20 protein-coding genes are annotated in these 17126 nt (G+C 65.8%); 4 read left to right on the top strand and 16 right to left on the bottom strand.

The features are described from left to right. Positions 1-95: 95 nt before the first annotated feature. From xth to ACP7C5_RS02275, 5 genes are all read right to left on the bottom strand, one after another. Complete coding sequence (gene xth, locus ACP7C5_RS02295) at positions 96-866, bottom strand: exodeoxyribonuclease III (protein WP_189675460.1); 771 nt, start codon at positions 864-866, stop codon at positions 96-98. Between the two features lie 30 nt (positions 867-896). Beyond that, entirely contained in the window at positions 897-1235 is a 339-nt protein-coding gene (erpA, locus tag ACP7C5_RS02290; RefSeq protein ID WP_133189958.1) for an iron-sulfur cluster insertion protein ErpA, read from the bottom strand. 47 nt (positions 1236-1282) lie between these two features. Next, a complete protein-coding gene (locus ACP7C5_RS02285) occupies positions 1283-2476 on the bottom strand; it encodes a M23 family metallopeptidase (RefSeq protein ID WP_426263046.1) in 1194 nt (397 codons plus the stop codon). 221 nt (positions 2477-2697) lie between these two features. Beyond that, positions 2698-3180, bottom strand: a complete 483-nt coding sequence (locus ACP7C5_RS02280) for a peroxiredoxin (protein WP_426263045.1) — start codon at positions 3178-3180, stop codon at positions 2698-2700. Next, positions 3177-5855, bottom strand: coding sequence for a glutamine-synthetase adenylyltransferase (locus ACP7C5_RS02275; protein ID WP_426263044.1), 2679 nt, complete (start codon positions 5853-5855; stop codon positions 3177-3179). The genes ACP7C5_RS02280 and ACP7C5_RS02275 overlap by 4 nt, the downstream gene beginning before the upstream one ends. A gap of 128 nt (positions 5856-5983) precedes the next feature. Here ACP7C5_RS02275 and ACP7C5_RS02270 point away from each other — a divergent pair, with 128 nt between their 5' ends. Beyond that, a complete protein-coding gene (locus tag ACP7C5_RS02270; protein WP_165954504.1) occupies positions 5984-6121 on the top strand; it encodes a hypothetical protein in 138 nt (45 codons plus the stop codon). A gap of 16 nt (positions 6122-6137) precedes the next feature. Here the strand turns inward: ACP7C5_RS02270 and ACP7C5_RS02265 are convergent, their stop codons facing one another. The 3 genes from ACP7C5_RS02265 to ACP7C5_RS02255 all read right to left on the bottom strand — a co-directional run bounded on the left by ACP7C5_RS02265 (position 6138) and on the right by ACP7C5_RS02255 (position 7877). Beyond that, positions 6138-6782: a sigma-70 family RNA polymerase sigma factor gene (locus ACP7C5_RS02265; protein WP_133189967.1), complete on the bottom strand. Its 645-nt coding sequence runs from the start codon at positions 6780-6782 to the stop codon at positions 6138-6140. 76 nt (positions 6783-6858) lie between these two features. Next, a complete protein-coding gene (locus ACP7C5_RS02260; protein WP_165954505.1) occupies positions 6859-7002 on the bottom strand; it encodes a hypothetical protein in 144 nt (47 codons plus the stop codon). Positions 7003-7070: 68 nt separating this feature from the next. Next, entirely contained in the window at positions 7071-7877 is an 807-nt protein-coding gene (locus ACP7C5_RS02255) for a response regulator (protein WP_133189969.1), read from the bottom strand. 249 nt (positions 7878-8126) lie between these two features. Here ACP7C5_RS02255 and ACP7C5_RS02250 point away from each other — a divergent pair, with 249 nt between their 5' ends. The 3 genes from ACP7C5_RS02250 (at position 8127) to ACP7C5_RS02240 (ending at position 10348) form a co-directional block, all read left to right on the top strand. Continuing rightward, on the top strand, positions 8127-8303 hold the full coding sequence (locus ACP7C5_RS02250; protein WP_229839242.1) for a NepR family anti-sigma factor: 177 nt from the start codon (positions 8127-8129) through the stop codon (positions 8301-8303). A 7-nt stretch (positions 8304-8310) separates the two neighbouring features. Beyond that, a complete protein-coding gene (locus tag ACP7C5_RS02245; RefSeq protein ID WP_426263043.1) occupies positions 8311-9906 on the top strand; it encodes a sensor histidine kinase in 1596 nt (531 codons plus the stop codon). A 307-nt stretch (positions 9907-10213) separates the two neighbouring features. After that, positions 10214-10348 (top strand): entericidin A/B family lipoprotein, encoded by a 135-nt coding sequence (locus ACP7C5_RS02240; RefSeq protein WP_189675467.1) that lies wholly within the window; start codon positions 10214-10216, stop codon positions 10346-10348. Positions 10349-10449: 101 nt separating this feature from the next. On the opposite strand, the gene tatC is transcribed toward ACP7C5_RS02240, so the two are convergent. The 8 genes from tatC to argS all read right to left on the bottom strand — a co-directional run bounded on the left by tatC (position 10450) and on the right by argS (position 16987). Then, positions 10450-11229, bottom strand: coding sequence for a twin-arginine translocase subunit TatC (gene tatC, locus ACP7C5_RS02235; RefSeq protein WP_322160462.1), 780 nt, complete (start codon positions 11227-11229; stop codon positions 10450-10452). Then, positions 11226-11693, bottom strand: a complete 468-nt coding sequence (tatB, locus tag ACP7C5_RS02230; RefSeq protein ID WP_426263042.1) for a Sec-independent protein translocase protein TatB — start codon at positions 11691-11693, stop codon at positions 11226-11228. The genes tatC and tatB overlap by 4 nt, the downstream gene beginning before the upstream one ends. Before the next feature lie 19 nt (positions 11694-11712). Continuing rightward, entirely contained in the window at positions 11713-11961 is a 249-nt protein-coding gene (locus ACP7C5_RS02225) for a twin-arginine translocase TatA/TatE family subunit (protein WP_133189979.1), read from the bottom strand. 26 nt (positions 11962-11987) lie between these two features. Beyond that, complete coding sequence (gene scpB, locus ACP7C5_RS02220) at positions 11988-12575, bottom strand: SMC-Scp complex subunit ScpB (RefSeq protein ID WP_133189981.1); 588 nt, start codon at positions 12573-12575, stop codon at positions 11988-11990. Continuing rightward, on the bottom strand, positions 12572-13315 hold the full coding sequence (locus ACP7C5_RS02215) for a segregation and condensation protein A (RefSeq protein ID WP_426263041.1): 744 nt from the start codon (positions 13313-13315) through the stop codon (positions 12572-12574). Before ACP7C5_RS02215 ends, scpB begins: the two co-directional genes overlap by 4 nt. A gap of 78 nt (positions 13316-13393) precedes the next feature. After that, positions 13394-14401, bottom strand: coding sequence for a glycoside hydrolase family 3 N-terminal domain-containing protein (locus ACP7C5_RS02210; RefSeq protein ID WP_426263040.1), 1008 nt, complete (start codon positions 14399-14401; stop codon positions 13394-13396). 190 nt (positions 14402-14591) lie between these two features. After that, on the bottom strand, positions 14592-15263 hold the full coding sequence (locus tag ACP7C5_RS02205) for an SPOR domain-containing protein (RefSeq protein ID WP_426263039.1): 672 nt from the start codon (positions 15261-15263) through the stop codon (positions 14592-14594). Next, entirely contained in the window at positions 15263-16987 is a 1725-nt protein-coding gene (argS, locus tag ACP7C5_RS02200; protein ID WP_426263038.1) for an arginine--tRNA ligase, read from the bottom strand. Before argS ends, ACP7C5_RS02205 begins: the two co-directional genes overlap by 1 nt. Positions 16988-17126 lie beyond the last annotated feature (139 nt).

Here is a 17126-nt window from a genome sequence, read left to right as displayed (position 1 = left end):
TCTGATTTACCTAGATATTTTTCGATTCTTTCATTCAGATGAATGGCCTCTCATACCAACCTCCGGCGGATAATACCGACTGTCGGTGGCAAACCTCAGCGCAGCGTCACCCAAGTCGGCGCATGGTCGCTTGCCTTCTCGCGCGCGCGATACGCCTTGTCGACGCCGGCATCGAGCAGCCGATCGGCTGCCATCGGGCTGAGCAGCAGGTGATCGATACGGAAGCCGGCATCACGTTGCCATGCGCCTGCCTGATAGTCCCAGAAGGTCCACACCCCGCCACCCGGGTGGCGTGTGCGCAGCGCATCGGTCCAGCCTTGCGCGACGAGCGTGCGGAAGCCGGCGCGGCTCTCTGGCTGCATCAGCGCATCGTCCTGCATCGCGCGGACCGAATAGGTGTCGTCGTCATTGGGAATGACGTTGTAATCGCCCGCGAGCACGACGGGCAGTTCCTCGGCGAGCAAAACGCGCGCCCGCGCGGCGAGGCGATCGATCCAGCGCAGCTTGTAGTCGAATTTGGGCCCCGGCTGCGGGTTGCCGTTGGGGAGGTAGATCGAGGCGACCACCAGCCCGTCGATCTCGGCCTCGAGATAGCGGCTGTGCTCGTCCTCGGGCTCACCCCCGAGGCCGCGCTGGCGCTCGACCGGATCCTGCCCTTTCGCTAGGATCGCGACGCCGTTCCAGCTCTTCTGGCCGTGCCACAGCACGCCGTAGCCCGCCGCGCGGATGTCGGCCTCGGGGAAGGTCTCGTCGCTGGTCTTGAGTTCCTGCAGGCACACGACGTCGGGCTGCTGCTCGGCGAGATATTCCAGCAGGCGCGGCAGGCGCGCCTTGATGCCGTTGATGTTGAATGTAACGATCTTCACGTGGCGCTGCCCCTTGGTTGGGGCCGGACGTTACACCGAGAAGCTGGAACCGCAACCGCAACCCGACGCCGCCTGCGGGTTGGTCACCTTGAACGCGGCGCCGCCGAGTTCCTCGACATAATCGACGGCCGCGCCGCGGACGAGATCGAGGCTGATCGAATCGACCACAAGACGCACGCCGTCCTGCTCCGCGACGGCATCATCGGCATCGACCGAATCGGCAAAGCCGAATTTATACTGGAAACCCGAGCATCCCCCGCCATCGACCGACAGCCGGAGGATCGGCGGCTTGCCTTGCTTGCCCGCGATCATCGCGACGCGAGCGGCGGCAGAGGGCGTGAGCGCGATTTCGGGAGCGAGTGTGGCCATGCCGCCAAGATAAGCCTTTGCAGCGCCAACGGCAACCAGCGCGCAGATCAGTCCGCCGCGGCAGGCCCGCCGACCGAGACCGGGATCGTCGAGATCGACTTGTCCTGCGCCGCGACGAGATAGTCGGCGGTCTGCAGGAACGGCACGGGGTTCACCGCACGACCGTCGATCCGTACTTCATAATGGAGGTGCGGCCCGGTCGAACGCCCGGTCGATCCCATCAGCGCGATCAGCTGACCGCGATGCACGCGCGTGCCCGGCTCGACCAGGATCTTCGAGAGATGGCCGTAGCGCGTCTGGATCCCCTTGCCATGATCGAGCTCGACCATGTTGCCATAGCCACCGGCACGCTCGGCGCGATCGACCATGCCGTCGGCGGTGGCGTAGATCGGCGTGCCGACCGGGCCAGGGATATCGACGCCGGCATGCATCGCGGCGGTGCCGCGGAAGGGATCCGAGCGGATCCCGTAATTGCTGGTGTAATTGAGATGCGCGACGGGCTGCGCCGAGGGGATCGCGATGACGCCCTGCTGGAGCGTATCGAGCTTCTTCCACGTCATGAACAGCGAGCGGAACTGCGTGTCGGCGCGTAGGTCGGCTTCGGTCGCGGCGCTGTCGGCGGCTTCGTACGGGCCACCCATTGCGGGCTGCTTGGCGACGATCCGCGCCGGGTTGAGGCCGAGGCTGCGGACATGCGCGACAGCCTTTGCAAAGCGCTGGTCGACGACACGGCGCGCCTGCACCGCGACCGCGACTTGCTGCTGTTCGATCTTCTTGAGCGGCGCGACGACATCGGCGGCGAGCGCATCGGCCTTGGGATCAACGCTAGGGGTCGGCTTGGTCAGTGCAGCGACATCGCCCTTGCCCGACACGACCGCGACAAGCAGCGCCTGGCGCTGGTCGATCCGCGCGGCGTGCGCCTGTGCCGCGGCTTTGATCGTCGCGACGTCGGCCTGCATCTTGCTGACGCGAACGCGCAGCTGCGCGACCTTGGCTTCGGGCGAGAGCGGCGCATCGACGATACCGCTCATCGCTGCGGCGCCGACCGCGGCCTGCGCCACGCCGTAAGCCGAGAAGCACAGCGTCACGCCAGCGACACCCGCCATCATCGCCTGCGCACGACCGCCCAGGCTGAAGCGCTTGAGATCACGTCCGTCATGGAAGATGAAATCGCGGGTCTTGAAATATGCCTTCAGACGCGACGCAAGTCGCACACCAGACTCGATCGAAATTCGGTTCATTGGACCCCGGCGATCAAATTGCGTTTGCCGGATAATGCCAGCGCCCGCCCCACTTTCGATCCGGCTACAACCCCCTGCACCCGGACACGCAGTGTGTGACCGATAGCGCGCGTGTCACGCAAGGGCTGGATAGGTCCGGCGCGGCCAAGCGGCTGATCGCCACGGCGAGTCGTTTAGCGCATCGTAAAAATACTGATGGAATCGACAGATGCGGGGAACCGTCACGCGATTGCGCGAACCGCCTCGAGCACTTCGGCGACATGGCCGGGCACGCGCACCTTGCGCCAGGCGCGCACGAGCACGCCCTTCGCATCGAACAGGAACGTCGCGCGCTCGATCCCCATATAGGTCTTGCCGTACATCTGCTTCTCGACCCAGACGCCAAACGCCTCGAGCACGACCGCGTCCTCGTCGCTCGCCAGCGGTACCGCGAGATCGTATTTGGCGATGAACTTCTGGTGCTTCGCGGGCGTGTCCCGCGATACCCCGAGCACGTCTGCGCCGAGCGCATCGAAATCCGCCTGATGCGCGCTGAAATCCTGCGCTTCGCGGGTACACCCGCTCGTATCGTCCTTGGGGTAGAAATAGAGCACGAAGATCCGGCCGCCCCGGTCGCGCAAGGCGGTGCGCGCGCCGTCGGGCAGGACGAGTTCGAGATCCGGCAGCGAATCGCCCAAATCGACGGTCGTCTGGGTGTTCGTCATGGTGTTGGTTCCTCAACATGCTTGAGCCAGGCGGACACCTCCTGCCGCGTCGTCTCGAGCGAGGCAACCACCGCGGGCCAATCCGTCATGCCGAGCGCCTGCGCGACGAGCGCTTGCGTCGCGGGCCCCGGCGCACGCGCATCGGGCGCGACCAGCCGCAGCGTGACGAGCAGCCGCGTCAGCAGATCGTGCGCCGGGAGCATCGCCGCGGGCGCCAGACCCGCCGCGTCCAGCGCAGCGATCGCGCGGCGCAAATTGGGATCGAGCCCCTGCCCACTTTGCAGCTGCACCATGTGCACCGCGAATTCGAGATCGACGAGCCCGCCGGGGAGCAGTTTGGCATCGAGCGGCCCGAGCGGCGGCTTGTGCGCGGCCATATCGGCGCGCATCTTCGTCCCCTCGGCGACGACGTCGCGCCGTGGTCGATCACCGCGCAGCACCGCGCCAACGATCGCCGAAACCGCCGCCTCGGCGTGCGCACTTCCGAACACGCACCGCGCGCGCGCGAGCGCCATATGCTCCCACGTCCAAGCGCTTTCGCGCTGGTAGCGTGCGAACCCGTCGAGCGAGACGCTGAGCGGCCCTTGCGTCCCCGACGGGCGCAACCGCGTATCGACCTCGTAGAGCGGCCCCGATGCGGTCGGCACCGACAGTGCGGCGCTGATCCGTTGCGCCAGCCGATTGTAATACAGCACTGCGCCGAGTGGCTTGGCGCCGTCGGATTCGGCGAGATAATCTCCGGTGAAGAGATAGATCAAGTCGAGGTCCGACGCGTGCGTCAGCGCCCCGCCGCCCATCCGGCCGAGCGCGAGAATGACCAGCTCGCTGCCCGGCACATGGCCATGCGCGAGTGCGAACTCGGCAATCGTGGCGGTGGCGAGCACGCGGATCGCGGCCTCGGCGACGCGCGCATAGCCGGCCGAGACGATCAGCGGATCCGACACGCCCGCGATGATCTGGGTACCGAGCGCAAAGCGCTTTTCGCCGACGATGCGCCGGACATGGTCGAGCTGCACCTGGTAATCCGCACCGCCGCGCATCTCGCCCGCGAGCATCGCGACATCCTCGACCGGATCGAGCGCAGTCGCGTCGATCAGCCCGTCGATCAGCTCGGGCCGCCGCGCGAGATCCTCGGCAAGCGTCTCGGCATGGCTGAGGATCAGACCGAGCAGCCGCGCGAGCGCTGGCCGTGCCTCGAGCAACCGGAAGAAATTGACCGCGCTCGACAGTCGCGCGAGCATCCGGTCGAGCCGCACGATCGCGCCTTGCGGATCGGGCGCGCCACCGAGCGCCGCAATCAGACCGGGCAACACCGCCTCGAGCGCCGCGCGCGCCGCCGGGCTGCGCAGCGCGGGGTAGCCGCCGCCACGCCATTGCTCGATTCGCTGCGCCGCAAGCTTGGTCTCGACAAAGCCCGCTTCGGCCAATTGCGTATCGAGCCGATCCCCCTCGAACGACAGCGCATCGCCCTCTTCGGGGTCGAGCGCGTCATAGCTGCGCGCCGTCGCGGTCACCGCCGGGCGAAGCAGATCGAGCAACGCGCCGGCATCGGCAACACCGTGCAGCTTCGCGACGCCATCGAGCGCCTCTCCGGTCGGGAGTTGATGCGTCTGGCGGTCCTCGATCATTTGGACGCGGTGTTCGATCGTGCGAAGCAACGTATACGAGTCGCTCAGCGCCACCGCCTCGTCCGGATCGACCCAGCCCGCCGCAGCAAGCACCGCCAACGCACCGCGCGTATCGGCGACGCGCAGCGCGGGATCGCGGCCGCCGTGGATCAGCTGGTGGATCTGCGCGAAAAATTCGACCTCGCGGATGCCACCGCGCCCGCGCTTGAGATCGTAGCCCGGGCCGAACGCCTGCCCCTGCGCGTAATGATCGCGGATCCGCCGCGAGATACAACGAATCTCGCCGATGGCGCCGAAATCGAGCGCGCGGCGCCACACAAACGGCTGCACCGCGGTCAGGAAGCGCTCGCCCAGCGCAATGTCCCCCGCTGCCGCACGCGCACGGATGAAGGCGGCGCGCTCCCATGGCAGCGCCAGCGATTCGTAATAGGAAATCGCTGCATCGACCGACAAGGCGATCGGCGTGATCTCGGGCGACGGGCGCAGCCGCAAGTCGACGCGCAGGACATAGCCGTCGCCATCCCGCGCCTGCAGGATCTCGACGACGCGCTTGGCGATGCGGACCGCGGCTTCCTCGGGCGCCTCGCGCGCGCGATGCGGCAGCGTCGCGGGATCGAACAACAGGATCGGATCGATGTCGGAGGAATAATTGAGCTCGTGGCTGCCCTGCTTGCCGAGCGCGATTCCGGTAAAGCCGATCGGGGCGGCGCCAGGCGTGCGTTCCTCGATCGCGGTCAGGATCGCGGTATGCAGCGCGCGATCGGCAAAGTCCGACAAAGCGCGCGTGACCGCCGACAAATCCTCGCGCCCCGACAGGTCGCCGATCGCGACTCGCAGTGCCAGCCGCCGGCGCTCCAGCCGCAGCCGGCGTGCCGGCGGCATCGTCAGGTCTGCGATCTCGATCGTGCGCAGCGCGGGTAGGACGCCGCCCGCAAGGCTCTGCGCCAGTTCAGGCTCGCGTTCGAGCAAGACAGCGAGGAACGGCGACCAGCGCCTGGCGCGATCGACGGCTGCAACAACATCTTGATCGGAGACAGCGTTTTTCATGGTCGAGATCATGCCTTGAGCCAGGACAGGCCAAATAGCACGCAACTAACGGTGTGGTCGGCCGTTGTTGACATATGTCAAAGTCCTATGCCTCGACTGGACAAAACCTGCCCACCACGGCGTATCTCGTGGCGGCGCCAGCTCGCTCGGACATCATCTCGTCGGCGCTCCGCAGTGCGTATCCGCAAGCGCACGCAGCGACCGACCCGTTCAGCGACATCCTTGCGGTCCTCGACACGATCGACCTGCAAAAAGTGCGGCGCTGAGCGCGCGACACGACGGCTAGCGTCGCTCGCGGCTCAATTCATCGACTTCGCCCATGATCGTGTCGAGCGCGGACATACCGGGCTCGTTGCTGTGGGTACGCCGCGATGCGAGCGAATTGTCGTTCATCACGGCTTCCAGCGCGACGCGACCACGCGCGACCCGGCTCTTGATCGTGCCGACCGCGACGCCGCAGATCTCCGCCGCCTCTTCATAGGCAAAACCGCCCGCGCCGACGAGGATCAGGGCCTCGCGCTGGGGCTGGGGAAGATGCAGCAAGGCGCGCTGCATGTCCCCGAGCTCGACATGCTTGTCCTGGCTCGCCGGCGCCGCGAGAATCCGATCGGCGACCAGATCGTCCCATTCACCCTTGAAGCGCGACCGGCGCATCTGGCTCAGATACAGGTTGCGAAGGATGATGAAGGTCCAGGCGCGCATGTTCGTACCAGCCTGGAAGCGCAGCCGCGCCGCCCATGCCTTCATCAGCGTTTCCTGGACGAGATCGTCTGCGAGATCGCGATTGCCTGAAAGCGACCGACCAAAGGCGCGCAGGTGCGGAATGACCTGTGCCAGCTGCGCCTTGAATTCCGGGTCAGAGAGCGAAACATGCTCCACCACGGGTTCGGGCGCATCATCTTCGTCATGGTCGATCGCGTCGGTCATGTAATCCAGTCTCGGCTTTGCAGAGCTCAAATGGGGGCATCGGACATCAATGTCCAATACGACCGGCTAAGCGACTTTATCGTTGGGAGAAAAACAGCAGGACCGCGAAGATCACAATGATCAGGGTCAGCGAAATGCCCAGCACGTACCGCGTGACATGGGGCGTCGAACCGGCGCGGGCATCTTGCTTGCTCAGTTCGATCGGATCGTCATGGTCCATGCGCGCCCCCTGTCGTTGTGGTTCCGTATCGTATGGAACCCAACACACCGGGGCGCGAATGGGTTCCCTCAGATGACGGGAACGGTTGCCTGGTCGAAGAACAGCGCTTGGGCGATTGCCGCCTTGACCGTCGAACGCTGGAACGGCTTGGTGATGAGGAAGGTCGGCTCGGGCCGTTCGCCGGTCAGCAAACGCTCGGGGAACGCGGTGATGAAGATCACGGGAACTTCGAACTCGGCGAGGATGTCCTTGACCGCGTCGATGCCCGAACTGTCATCGGCCAACTGTATATCGGCGAGCACCAGGCCAGGACGATCTTCCATCGCCAGCGCGACGGCTTCGTCGCGCGTAACCGCAACGCCTGTCACGTCATGGCCAAGATCGCGCACGATCGTCTCGATATCCATCGCGATGATCGGCTCGTCCTCGATAATCAGCACGCGCGCGCGCGTCTGCTTCTCGATTTCGGCAAGGGCTTCGGTGACGAGCAATTCGACTTCGCTCGTATCGACATCGATCAGATAGGCCGCGTCCTCGGGCGTGAAGCCTTCCATCGCGGTCAGCAGCAAGGCCTGACGCGACAACGGGGTCATCCGCGCGAGCCGCGCCCGCGCGATCGATTCCTGACCGTCGAGATCGCCCGCGCTCATGTTCTCCGGAGTCTCGTCGTAATTCGTCGAGGTCCAAATCGCCTGGAACATACGATACAGGCCGAGGCGCGGATCGACTTCGCGTGGGAACTCGTCGGGAGCGGCAACGATCGCTTCGAGCGTAGCGCGCACATACCGGTCGCCGTGCGTCTGGCTCCCGGTCAGCGCACGACCATAGCGACGCAGGAACGGAAGATGGGGGGCAAGCTGCTGTCCTAACGACATGACTGTCGGGGTCTCCCTGAGGTAATGATCGGGGGACCTTGTGGAAGCGGCCCCCTGGCAATGCAACGCGTTTTCGTACGCCAAAAAACCGGAATTAAAATCGCGTCGAGTGCGGAACCATCGAACGCTTATTTGGTTTCATGCTGGAACATCGGTCGTTGCGATTGTCCGACAGTCGATCTACGAGCCGTTTGTTACGGTACCATATTCACACGACCGGGTCTTCCGGTGTGACCCAGGGGGACTGCATTGCGTTCGGGCGACGAATCTTCGAAGAAGCCGGTTGCGGCGCGCGCGTCCAATCCTGGTGCGAAGGTTCAAAGCAAGGACCGCGATATGGGTGCGGCCTTGCGGACGGTGTATCAACGCACTGTCGAAGAGACGATTCCGCCCGAGATGCTGGACTTGCTGGGCAAACTAGACTGAGCGTTGCATGACTGACATCGCTGGCGACACCGCTCCCCCTCTTCAGTCCGGGCGGATCGGTGGCGCGCTCGACCGGATTCCGACCGGCGCGAAGGTCTTTCTGATCCTCGGCATCTGTCTTTTGCCACTGGCGATCATCGCCTTTTTCGCGACAATCCGAACCGCACAGCTCGCCGACGAAGCCACCCGCGCGCAGATGCAGGTCACCGCCACCGAAAGCGCGCGTAAGCTCGCAATCGAGCTGGTAGGTGACATGACCGCGCTGCGGGTTTCGCTCAACGCCCTCGAAAGCGATCCCGGCGACGCGCCGAGCTGCGCGCGTGCGCAAGGCGTTTTCGCGCCGCAAGCCGCGATGGGTACTCGATTCGTCATCTCCGACTCCACTGGACGCGTGATCTGCGGCGAGCCGCTTCGCGCGGGGGCAGCACCCGGCGCGACCAAGCCGGGCACTGCGATTGCCGCGCATCTCATCCCCGGCCAGGGCCTGACGCTTTCGACCACAAGCACCAGCGGCCGGACCAACGCCGCCGCGTTTTTCCCGACGCGCGTGCTCGCGGCCACCGCGATGCCGAGCAACGCGCCGCTCCCCTATGAAGCGCATCTGGTGCTCGATCGCGACGCGCTCCTGCTCCACGCCTTGCCGCCGCGGACCGCGCTCGAACGCCGCGCGACGATCAATACCGTCATCGGCGTGGGGTCCGTCGTCCTGACCACCGAAGTGCAGGGTGCGCCGATCACCTCGCCGGTGCTGGTCGCGCTGTTGCTGCCGATCATCATGTGGGCCGCCGCCGCCGGCATCAGCTGGTTCGTCGTCGACCGCCTGCTGATCCGCTCGCTGCGCCAATTGCGCACGCGTGTCGCGAACTTCGTGCCGGGCGAGGAAATCGATCCGGGCACGATGCAAGCCCTGCCCGCGCAGGAAATCCGCGAACTCGGCGAGACCTTCCGCGCGATCAGCCGGACGGTCGCCGAGCACGAAGCCGGCCTCGCCGAAGGACTGGTCCGCCAGACCAAGCTGACGCGCGAGGTGCACCACCGCGTCAAGAATAACCTTCAAGTCATCTCGAGCCTGATCAATTTCCACGCCCGCGCGGCCCGCAGCGTCGAGGCGACGCAGGCCTATGCTTCGATCCAGCGCCGCGTCGACGCGCTGGCGGTGGTGCATCGCAACCATTTTGCCGAGCTCGAGGAAAATCGTGGGCTATCGCTGCGCTCGGTGCTCGGTGAATTGGCGGCGAACATCCGTGCGACCGCGCCCGAGGACGCACCGATCGCGATCCAGCTCGACATTGCGCCCTACCTCGCCAACCAGGACGTCGCGATCGCGATCGCCTTCTTGCTGACCGAAATCATCGAACTCGCGATGACGGTAAATCCCACAGCCAACATGCGCATCTCGATCGCCGCCGCCGATGTGGCCGATCGCGCCGTCCTGCGGATCAACTCGCCGGCGCTGGTCGACAACGACCGGATGCGCGCGTTGGTGGCCGAGCGCTATGGCCGCGTCATCGAGGGGTTGTCGCGCCAATTGCGCTCGAAGCTCCATTACGATCCGATGGTCGGAGCATACGAGATCGCAGTCGCGGTGACCGGGCGCGATTGATCCGCCCGGCGGGACCGAAAAAATCGCCGACGCGCATCTTTTCTCGGAACCGATCATCGCGATGGCCGTTTGGATATTCGGATAGCGAATTTATGCCCCCCCGCTCTCGCTATCCAAGACATGGGCCCGGACGCGCTACCCCTCCCCCCCCCCCGGGTCGCGCTTCCGGGCCCAATTATTTCCTGCACCTTATCGCCCCAAACGTACGGGCGCCGCGATAGCGTTGCGGAACGATTCCCCACATCGATCATTGGACGCATGAGGCCGCCAGCTTATGGCTGCCCCGGCATTTTTCAGGAGTATTATCATGCGTAAGGCTACCTCGTTCGCGATCCTCGCCGCCGCCCTGCTCGTCGGCGCGTGCAACACCGTCGAAGGCGTTGGCAAGGACGTGAAGTCGGCTGGCGACACTGTCGCAAAGACCGCCGACGGCGCAAAGTAAGCCGCGCTTCAGCAATACGGAAAAGGGCTGTTCCCGCGTTCGGGAGCAGCCCTTTTTCGTGTCAGTCGTATTGAGGTGCCGCTACGCGTGCGGCGCGAAGATCAGCTCTCGACGAGCTCGGTCGACGCGTCCTTCACACGCTTTCGCTCGGTGAACCAGATCGCCACGAGCGCGAGCTCGTACAGCGCGACCAGCGGGATCGCGAGCATGATCATCGAACCCGCGTCGGGCGGCGCCAGCACCAGCGCGAGCGCGAAGCAGCCGACGATCGCATAGCGGCGCCCACTCACCAGCTGCTTGCGCGTCACGAGCCCCGCGCGCTCGACCAACATCAGCAGGATCGGCATCAGGAAAGCGAGCCCGAACGCGAACAGGAACTGCATCACGAAATCGAGATACGACGCGACCGAGGTCATCGCCTCCTGCTGCACCCCGCCGAGATTGCCCTGGAAGCTGTAGAAGAAACGCAGCGCCGACGGGATGGCGACGAAATACGCCATCGTCGCGCCGACGATGAACAGCACCGGCGTCGCGAACAGGAAGGGCAGCAGCGCGCGCTTCTCCTTCATGTACAGGCCAGGCGACACGAACGCCCACAGCTGCATCGCGATGACCGGAAACGCGATCATCAGCGCGGCGAATAACGCGACCTTCAGCTGGACGAAAAAGCCGTCGAACACGCCGACCGTAATCAGCTTGGTCTGCCCGGCAAGCAGCAGCGGATGGACCAGAACGGTGAAGATCTCGCGCGAGAAGACATAGGTGCCGATGAACACCAGCAGGATCGCGACCAGGCAGAAGAACAGCCGCTTGCGCAGTTCGACAAGGTGATCGAGCAGCGGCGCGCGGCTGGCTTCGAGATCATCGACGGGTGCGTTCACGGATGCGCCCTAGGGTTATGCTCGGCGGTTTCGGGCTCGGCCGGGTGCGGCGCGGCGTCATGCGCGCCGGGGCCGGCAGGTTGGGCGATGACCGGCGGTGCCGTCAACGCCGGGGTCTCGACCATCATCGGCGGGGCATCGCCCTCGGTGCCATCATAGCCGACATCGGTCTCCGCGCCCGATTCAAGATGCGGATGCCCGGAAAGCGCGGCGCGCTGCGACGGCTCGGGCGGATGCTCGCGCATGATGCGCTCATTCTCCGCCGCCCACTTCTTTTCCATTTCCTGCAGCTCGGCCTCGCGCACCATCGTGTCGAAGCCCGAGCGGAACTGGTTCGCGACGCCGCGCACCTTGCCGACCCAATGGCCGGCAAAACGCATCGCCTTGGGCAGATCCTTGGGCGGGATCACCAGCAAGGCCACGACCCCCAGCAGGATCACTTCGGACGATGCGACATCGAACATGGCAGCGCGGTGCCGCTGATCAGATTTCGGTGTCGCGGATGCGATTGCCGTCGCGGTCGAACACGGGGTCCGCCGACGCCTTGGCTTCGATCCGGCCCGGAACACCATTGGGTTCGCGCTTGGGTTCGTCGTCCTCGGCCATGCCCTTCTTGAACGACTTGATGCCCTTGGCGACGTCACCCATCATGTTCGAGAAACGGCCGCCACCAAGGACCAGGATCGCGATCCCGCCGAAGATCAGCCAGTGTACAATACTCAAACCACCCATGATCGGTCTCCTAAGGTCATCCCTATCTAGTCCTCCTCGTCGGAAACTTCCACCTCCGCGTCGGAGTCGATCCGCTCGAAGGCGAGATCGACCGGGTCGAGCAACCCCGCCGCGCGCAGATCGTCGATCCCCGGCAGATCGCGCCGGCTCGCCAATCCGAAATGCGCGAGGAATTCCGGGGTCGTCGCATAGAGCAGCGGCCGTCCCGGCACCTCGCGCCGCCCGGCAGGCCTGATCCAGCCCGCTTCCATCAATACGTCCAAGGTGCCCTTAGAGATGCCGACGCCGCGAATTGCCTCGATTTCGGCGCGCGTCGTCGGCTCGTGGTACGCGATGATCGCGAGCGTCTCGATCCCGGCGCGGGTGAGTTTGCGCGGTTCCTCGTGGGTGCGGCGCAGCAAGTGCGCCATGTCGGGCGCGGTCTGGAAGTGCCAGCGCTCGCCGCGCTTGACGAGTTCGATCCCGCGCCCGGCATAATCGGCCTGCAGCGTGGCGAGCGCGGCGCGCACCTCGACGCCCTGCAGATGCGTGCGGATCGCGTCCGCGGTCATCGGTTCGGTCGCGGCGAACAGGACGGCCTCGACCGCGCGGACGACCGGATCGGGTGCACTCACGCCCGCGGCTCGACGGGTGTGCGCAGGTATAACGGCGCGAAGGGCGATTGCTGGCGGAGTTCGGCCCGGCCTTGCTTGGCGAGTTCGAGCGCGGCGACGAAGCTCGAGGCGAGCGCCGATTTGCGGAACACGCCCGTCGCCGCCGGCGGGAGGAAGGTCTCGATCGTCCGCCATTCCATCGTGATGCCGAGCAGCCGCCCGACGCGCTCGAGCGCGGCCTCGAGCGTCATCACCTCGCGCTGCGCGACGATGTGCATGACGGGGCGGGTCCGCGCGGTGATCACACCGTACGCCGCGATCAGATCGTAGATTTCGGCCTGCCACAGCGCCTTGCGCTGCGTGCGCAGTCCCTCCGGCGCGCCGCGCGGGAAAACGTCGCGCCCGATCCGGTCGCGCGCGACCAGCCGCGCGCCCGCCTCACGCATCGCGCTGAGCCGTTCGAGGCGGAGTTGCAGGCGCAGCGCGAGCTCTTCGGGATTGGGCTCTACCTCGGGATCGCGGGGCAAAAGCAGCCCCGATTTGAGATAGGCGAGCCACGCCGCCATCACGAGATAATCCGCCGCCAGCTCGAGCTTGATCGCGCGCGCCTCCTCGACGAAGCGGAGATATTGATCGACCAAGGCGAGGATCGAGATCGCTTTCAGATCGACCTTCTGATTGCGCGCGAGCGCGAGCAGGACGTCGAGCGGGCCTTCCCAGCCGTCGAGATCGAGCGTCAGCGTTGCGGGGTCTTCGGTCATTGCGGGAACGGTAGCAAAGACGCTCGCCGAGCGGCAGCCCCTTCTAAATCCTCACCTGGTACCGCGGCGAGGGGGAAGTCAGGTGAGCGCTAGCAACGCGTCGCGTTTGGCAATGAGCGCGGCGAAATCGCCGTCGCCACGCACCCCCGCCACGCTCGCCATCGCGCGATCGAGCCGCGCGCGAGAGATCGCAGAAATCTCCCCGAGCCGCGCGGCGATATCCTCCATCTCGTCCATCCGCCCCCAGCAATCGAGCACCAGGTCGCATCCCGCAGCGATCGACCCCGCCGCCTTGTCGCCGGCCGTGCCCGACAGCGCCTTCATGTCGATATCGTCGGTCATCAACAGCCCATCGAAGCCGATCCGCTGGCGGATGATCTGCTCGATCACGACGGGCGACAGCGTTGCGGGGCGCGCCGGGTCCCAGGCCTCGAACACGATGTGCGAGGTCATCCCCATCGGCGCATCGCTGAGCCGCGCGAACGGCTGGAGATCGATTTCGAGCTCGGCATCCGTGGCAGTGACGGTCGGCAGATGATAATGCGTATCGAGCTTGGCGCGGCCATGTCCCGGCATGTGCTTGACGACACCGACCACGCCGCCGCGCTGCAGCCCGTCGAGCGTCGCCTTGCCGAGGGCTGCGACGCGCATCGGGTCCGAGCCGAAAGCGCGCGTAGCGATCGCCTCGGTCGTATCAGGCTGCGCCACGTCGAGCAGCGGCAGGCAGTCGACGTTGATGCCGACCTCGGCAAGCATCAGCGCGATCGCTTCGGCATTGGCGCGCGCAGCCTCGATCGCCGAGATCGGCGCGACGTCGTAGAGCCGGTCGAACGCGGGGCCTGCCGGAAACGCGGGCCATTCGGGCGGCCGCATCCGCGCGACGCTGCCGCCTTCTTGATCGATCAGGATCGGCACGTCGTCGCGCCCCGACAGCGCGCGCAAGCTGTCGGTCAGCGCGCGGAGTTGCGCACGGTTTTCGATGTTGCGCTTGAAGAGGATGTAGCCGGCGGGATCGGCAGCAGTGAAAAAGCTGCGCTCGGCAGGCGACAGTTCGAGGCCGGATAGGCCGAAGATGACGGGCTTCATGCCACGGGCTTAGCAACAAGCGCGGGGCTTCGCACCATTCCGAATGCGACCCGCGCCATTCCTTCCGATACGTCACCCCGGGCTCGTCCCGGGGTCCACCGGGACGCGCGTGCTACGCTCCCAACCCTTGCGGCCCCGGTGGACCCCGGCACAAGGCCGGGGTGACGGGTACCGCGCGGAGCCGTCGCGATCAGCCCCGCGGCACGAAGCAGGCCTGCCCCGCCGCCGCCAGCTTCGCGCACAGGCTCGTGGCCTGGCCCGCGCTGCCGGCATTGACGCGCAGGCGATAGACGGTCTTGCCGCCAACCTGCGCCGCCTGGACCGACTTGCCCATCGGCGCGAGATCGGCATGCTTTTTCGAGATCGCGCGCCAATTCGTATCGGCTTCGGCCTCGCTGCCGAACGACCCGAGCTGCACCAGCGCGCCGCCCGACGCCTTTTCGGCCGACGGGATTTTGGCGACGGCCTTGCTCGCGCCAGCCTCGGCCTTGGCAATCGGAGCCTTCTTGCCCGCGATCGGCTTTTCGGGAAGCGCCTTCATGTCGATCGCGGCGTTGCCGGTGGCGGCGCCGTTGCTCGTCGCGATCGCACTGTCGCCTTCGCCGTCGACCTTGATGCCACCGGGATCGTCGGGCTTGACCTTATAATCGCCCTCTTGCGCCGCGATCATCGCGCCATTGCCGTCGACGCCCTGGTGCTGCTTGTAATATTGATAGCCGAAGATCACCGCCGCGACGACGAGCAGCGCCGCCACGATCAGGCCGATGATCTTCACGACCGACGGGCCATCGTCATAATCGTCCTCGACCGTTTCGAGCCAGGGAAGGCGATCCTCGTCGCGCATATCGTATTCGCCTGCCATCAGTTCATCTCCTGGACCGCCTGGACGCCCATGATGCCCAACCCGTTACGGATAATCTGCCCGATTGCATCGGCCAAGAAAAGCCGCGCGCACGTCATCGCCGGATTATCGGGCAGGAGGAAGCGCCGGTCGGGCCGATCGTTGCCGACGTTCCACAAAGCATGGAGCGAAGCGGCCAAGTCGTAGAGATAAAAGGCAATCCGGTGCGGTTCGCGCGCCGCAGCAGCGGTGTCGACGATCCGCGGGAACTGCGCGGCGAACTTCACCAGCGCGAGGTCCTCCGTGTCAAGTTGGGACAAGTCGACCGTATCGCAGACGATTCCCGCCTCCGCCGCACGCCGATGGAGCGACGCGACGCGCGCATGCGCGTAGTTCACATAGAAGACCGGATTGTCCTTCGACGCCTCGACCACCTTGGCAAAGTCGAAATCCATCTGCGCATCGGCCTTGCGTGTCAGCATGGTGAAGCGGACGACGTCCTTGCCGACCTCGTTGACGACATCGGCGAGCGTGACGAAATTGCCCGCGCGCTTCGACATCTTGATCGGCTCGCCAGCGCGCATGAGGCGGACCATCTGCACCAGCTTGACGTCGAAGCGCGTCTTGCCGCCGGTCAGCGCCTGCACTGCGGCGACGATCCGCTTGACGGTGCCGGCATGGTCGGCGCCCCAGATGTCGATCAGCGCGTCGGCGGATTGTGCCTTCTGGAAATGGTACGCGAGATCGGCGCCGAAATAGGTCCACTGCCCGTTCGACTTCTTGATCGGCCGATCCTGGTCGTCGCCGAACTGGGTCGAGCGGAACAGCGGGAGCACGACGGGCTCCCAATCTTCGAGCTCCTGGCCCTTGGGGGCTTCGAGCACGCCGTCATAGATCAGATCGCGCGAGCGCAATTCGGCCTCGGCCTCCTCGGGCTTGCCCGCTGCCTGCAGCTCGGCTTCGGACGAGAACAGGTCGTGATGGATGCCGAGCAACGCCAAATCGGCCTTGATCAGCACGAGCATCGCCGCGACCGCCTTGGTGCGGAACAGCACGAGCCACTCGTCTTCAGGCTTGCCGACATAGGCGTCGCCGAATTCGGCGGCGAGCGCCTGGCCGACCGGCACGAGGTAATCGCCCGGATACAGCCCCTCGGGGATCTCGACGGTCTCGCCGAGCGCCTCGCGGTAGCGCAGGTGCACCGAGCGGGCGAGCACGTCGACCTGGCCGCCGGCGTCGTTGACGTAATATTCGCGGATCACCTTGTGGCCCGCGAATTCGAGCAGCGCAGCGAGCGCATCGCCGACGACCGCGCCACGGCAATGCCCCATGTGCATCGGCCCGGTCGGGTTGGCCGAGACATATTCGATGTTGACCGTGGTGCCCGCGCCGCGGTTCGAGCGGCCGTAATCGTCGCCACCATCGCGGATCGCCGACAGTTCGGCACGCCACGTATCGTCGGTCAGGCTCATGTTGATGAAGCCCGGCCCGGCGATCGACACCTTCTCGACCTCGTCGAGGCCGGCCAGCTGCGCGACGATCTTCTCGGCGAGCGCGCGCGGGTTGGTCTGCGCGGGCTTGGCGAGCACCATCGCGGCATTGGTGGCGAGATCGCCATGCGTCGTGTCGCGCGGCGGCTCGACCGTGATGTTCGCGCGGTTGAGCCCGGCGGGCAGGTCGCCGCTGGCTTCAAGGGCATCGAGCACCGCATCGATATGCGCGGCGAAACGGGTGTAGAGGGTCATTGGGGCACGTCCGGTGGTGTCTGCGAGCGCGGCGCATAGCGGATACGGGGGGCGGCTTCAAACACTCCTACCCGCCACGGGGAGCGTGACCCTTTTGCCCCTTCAGCAAAAGGGTGGAGGAGCCGCAAGGTCCCCTCCC

Source organism: Sphingomonas sp. PWP1-2, from assembly GCF_049898305.1.
GTDB lineage: Bacteria > Pseudomonadota > Alphaproteobacteria > Sphingomonadales > Sphingomonadaceae > Sphingomonas > Sphingomonas glacialis.
The sequence above is the reverse complement of the archived record's forward strand: the minus strand, read 5'-3'. Positions and strand labels throughout refer to the sequence as shown.

Excerpts from the sequence above, each read along its gene's own strand:
- erpA (WP_133189958.1), bottom strand. The coding sequence starts at position 1,235 with ATGGCCACACTCGCTCCCGAAATCGCGCTCACGCCCTCTGCCGCCGCT.
- ACP7C5_RS02285 (WP_426263046.1), bottom strand. The coding sequence starts at position 2,476 with ATGAACCGAATTTCGATCGAGTCTGGTGTGCGACTTGCGTCGCGTCTG.
- ACP7C5_RS02280 (WP_426263045.1), bottom strand. The coding sequence starts at position 3,180 with ATGACGAACACCCAGACGACCGTCGATTTGGGCGATTCGCTGCCGGAT.
- ACP7C5_RS02275 (WP_426263044.1), bottom strand. The coding sequence starts at position 5,855 with ATGAAAAACGCTGTCTCCGATCAAGATGTTGTTGCAGCCGTCGATCGC.
- ACP7C5_RS02265 (WP_133189967.1), bottom strand. The coding sequence starts at position 6,782 with ATGACCGACGCGATCGACCATGACGAAGATGATGCGCCCGAACCCGTG.
- ACP7C5_RS02260 (WP_165954505.1), bottom strand. The coding sequence starts at position 7,002 with ATGGACCATGACGATCCGATCGAACTGAGCAAGCAAGATGCCCGCGCC.
- ACP7C5_RS02255 (WP_133189969.1), bottom strand. The coding sequence starts at position 7,877 with ATGTCGTTAGGACAGCAGCTTGCCCCCCATCTTCCGTTCCTGCGTCGC.
- ACP7C5_RS02245 (WP_426263043.1), top strand. The coding sequence starts at position 8,311 with ATGACTGACATCGCTGGCGACACCGCTCCCCCTCTTCAGTCCGGGCGG.
- ACP7C5_RS02240 (WP_189675467.1), top strand. The coding sequence starts at position 10,214 with ATGCGTAAGGCTACCTCGTTCGCGATCCTCGCCGCCGCCCTGCTCGTC.
- tatB (WP_426263042.1), bottom strand. The coding sequence starts at position 11,693 with ATGTTCGATGTCGCATCGTCCGAAGTGATCCTGCTGGGGGTCGTGGCC.
- ACP7C5_RS02225 (WP_133189979.1), bottom strand. The coding sequence starts at position 11,961 with ATGGGTGGTTTGAGTATTGTACACTGGCTGATCTTCGGCGGGATCGCG.
- ACP7C5_RS02215 (WP_426263041.1), bottom strand. The coding sequence starts at position 13,315 with ATGACCGAAGACCCCGCAACGCTGACGCTCGATCTCGACGGCTGGGAA.
- ACP7C5_RS02210 (WP_426263040.1), bottom strand. The coding sequence starts at position 14,401 with ATGAAGCCCGTCATCTTCGGCCTATCCGGCCTCGAACTGTCGCCTGCC.
- ACP7C5_RS02205 (WP_426263039.1), bottom strand. The coding sequence starts at position 15,263 with ATGGCAGGCGAATACGATATGCGCGACGAGGATCGCCTTCCCTGGCTC.
- argS (WP_426263038.1), bottom strand. The coding sequence starts at position 16,987 with ATGACCCTCTACACCCGTTTCGCCGCGCATATCGATGCGGTGCTCGAT.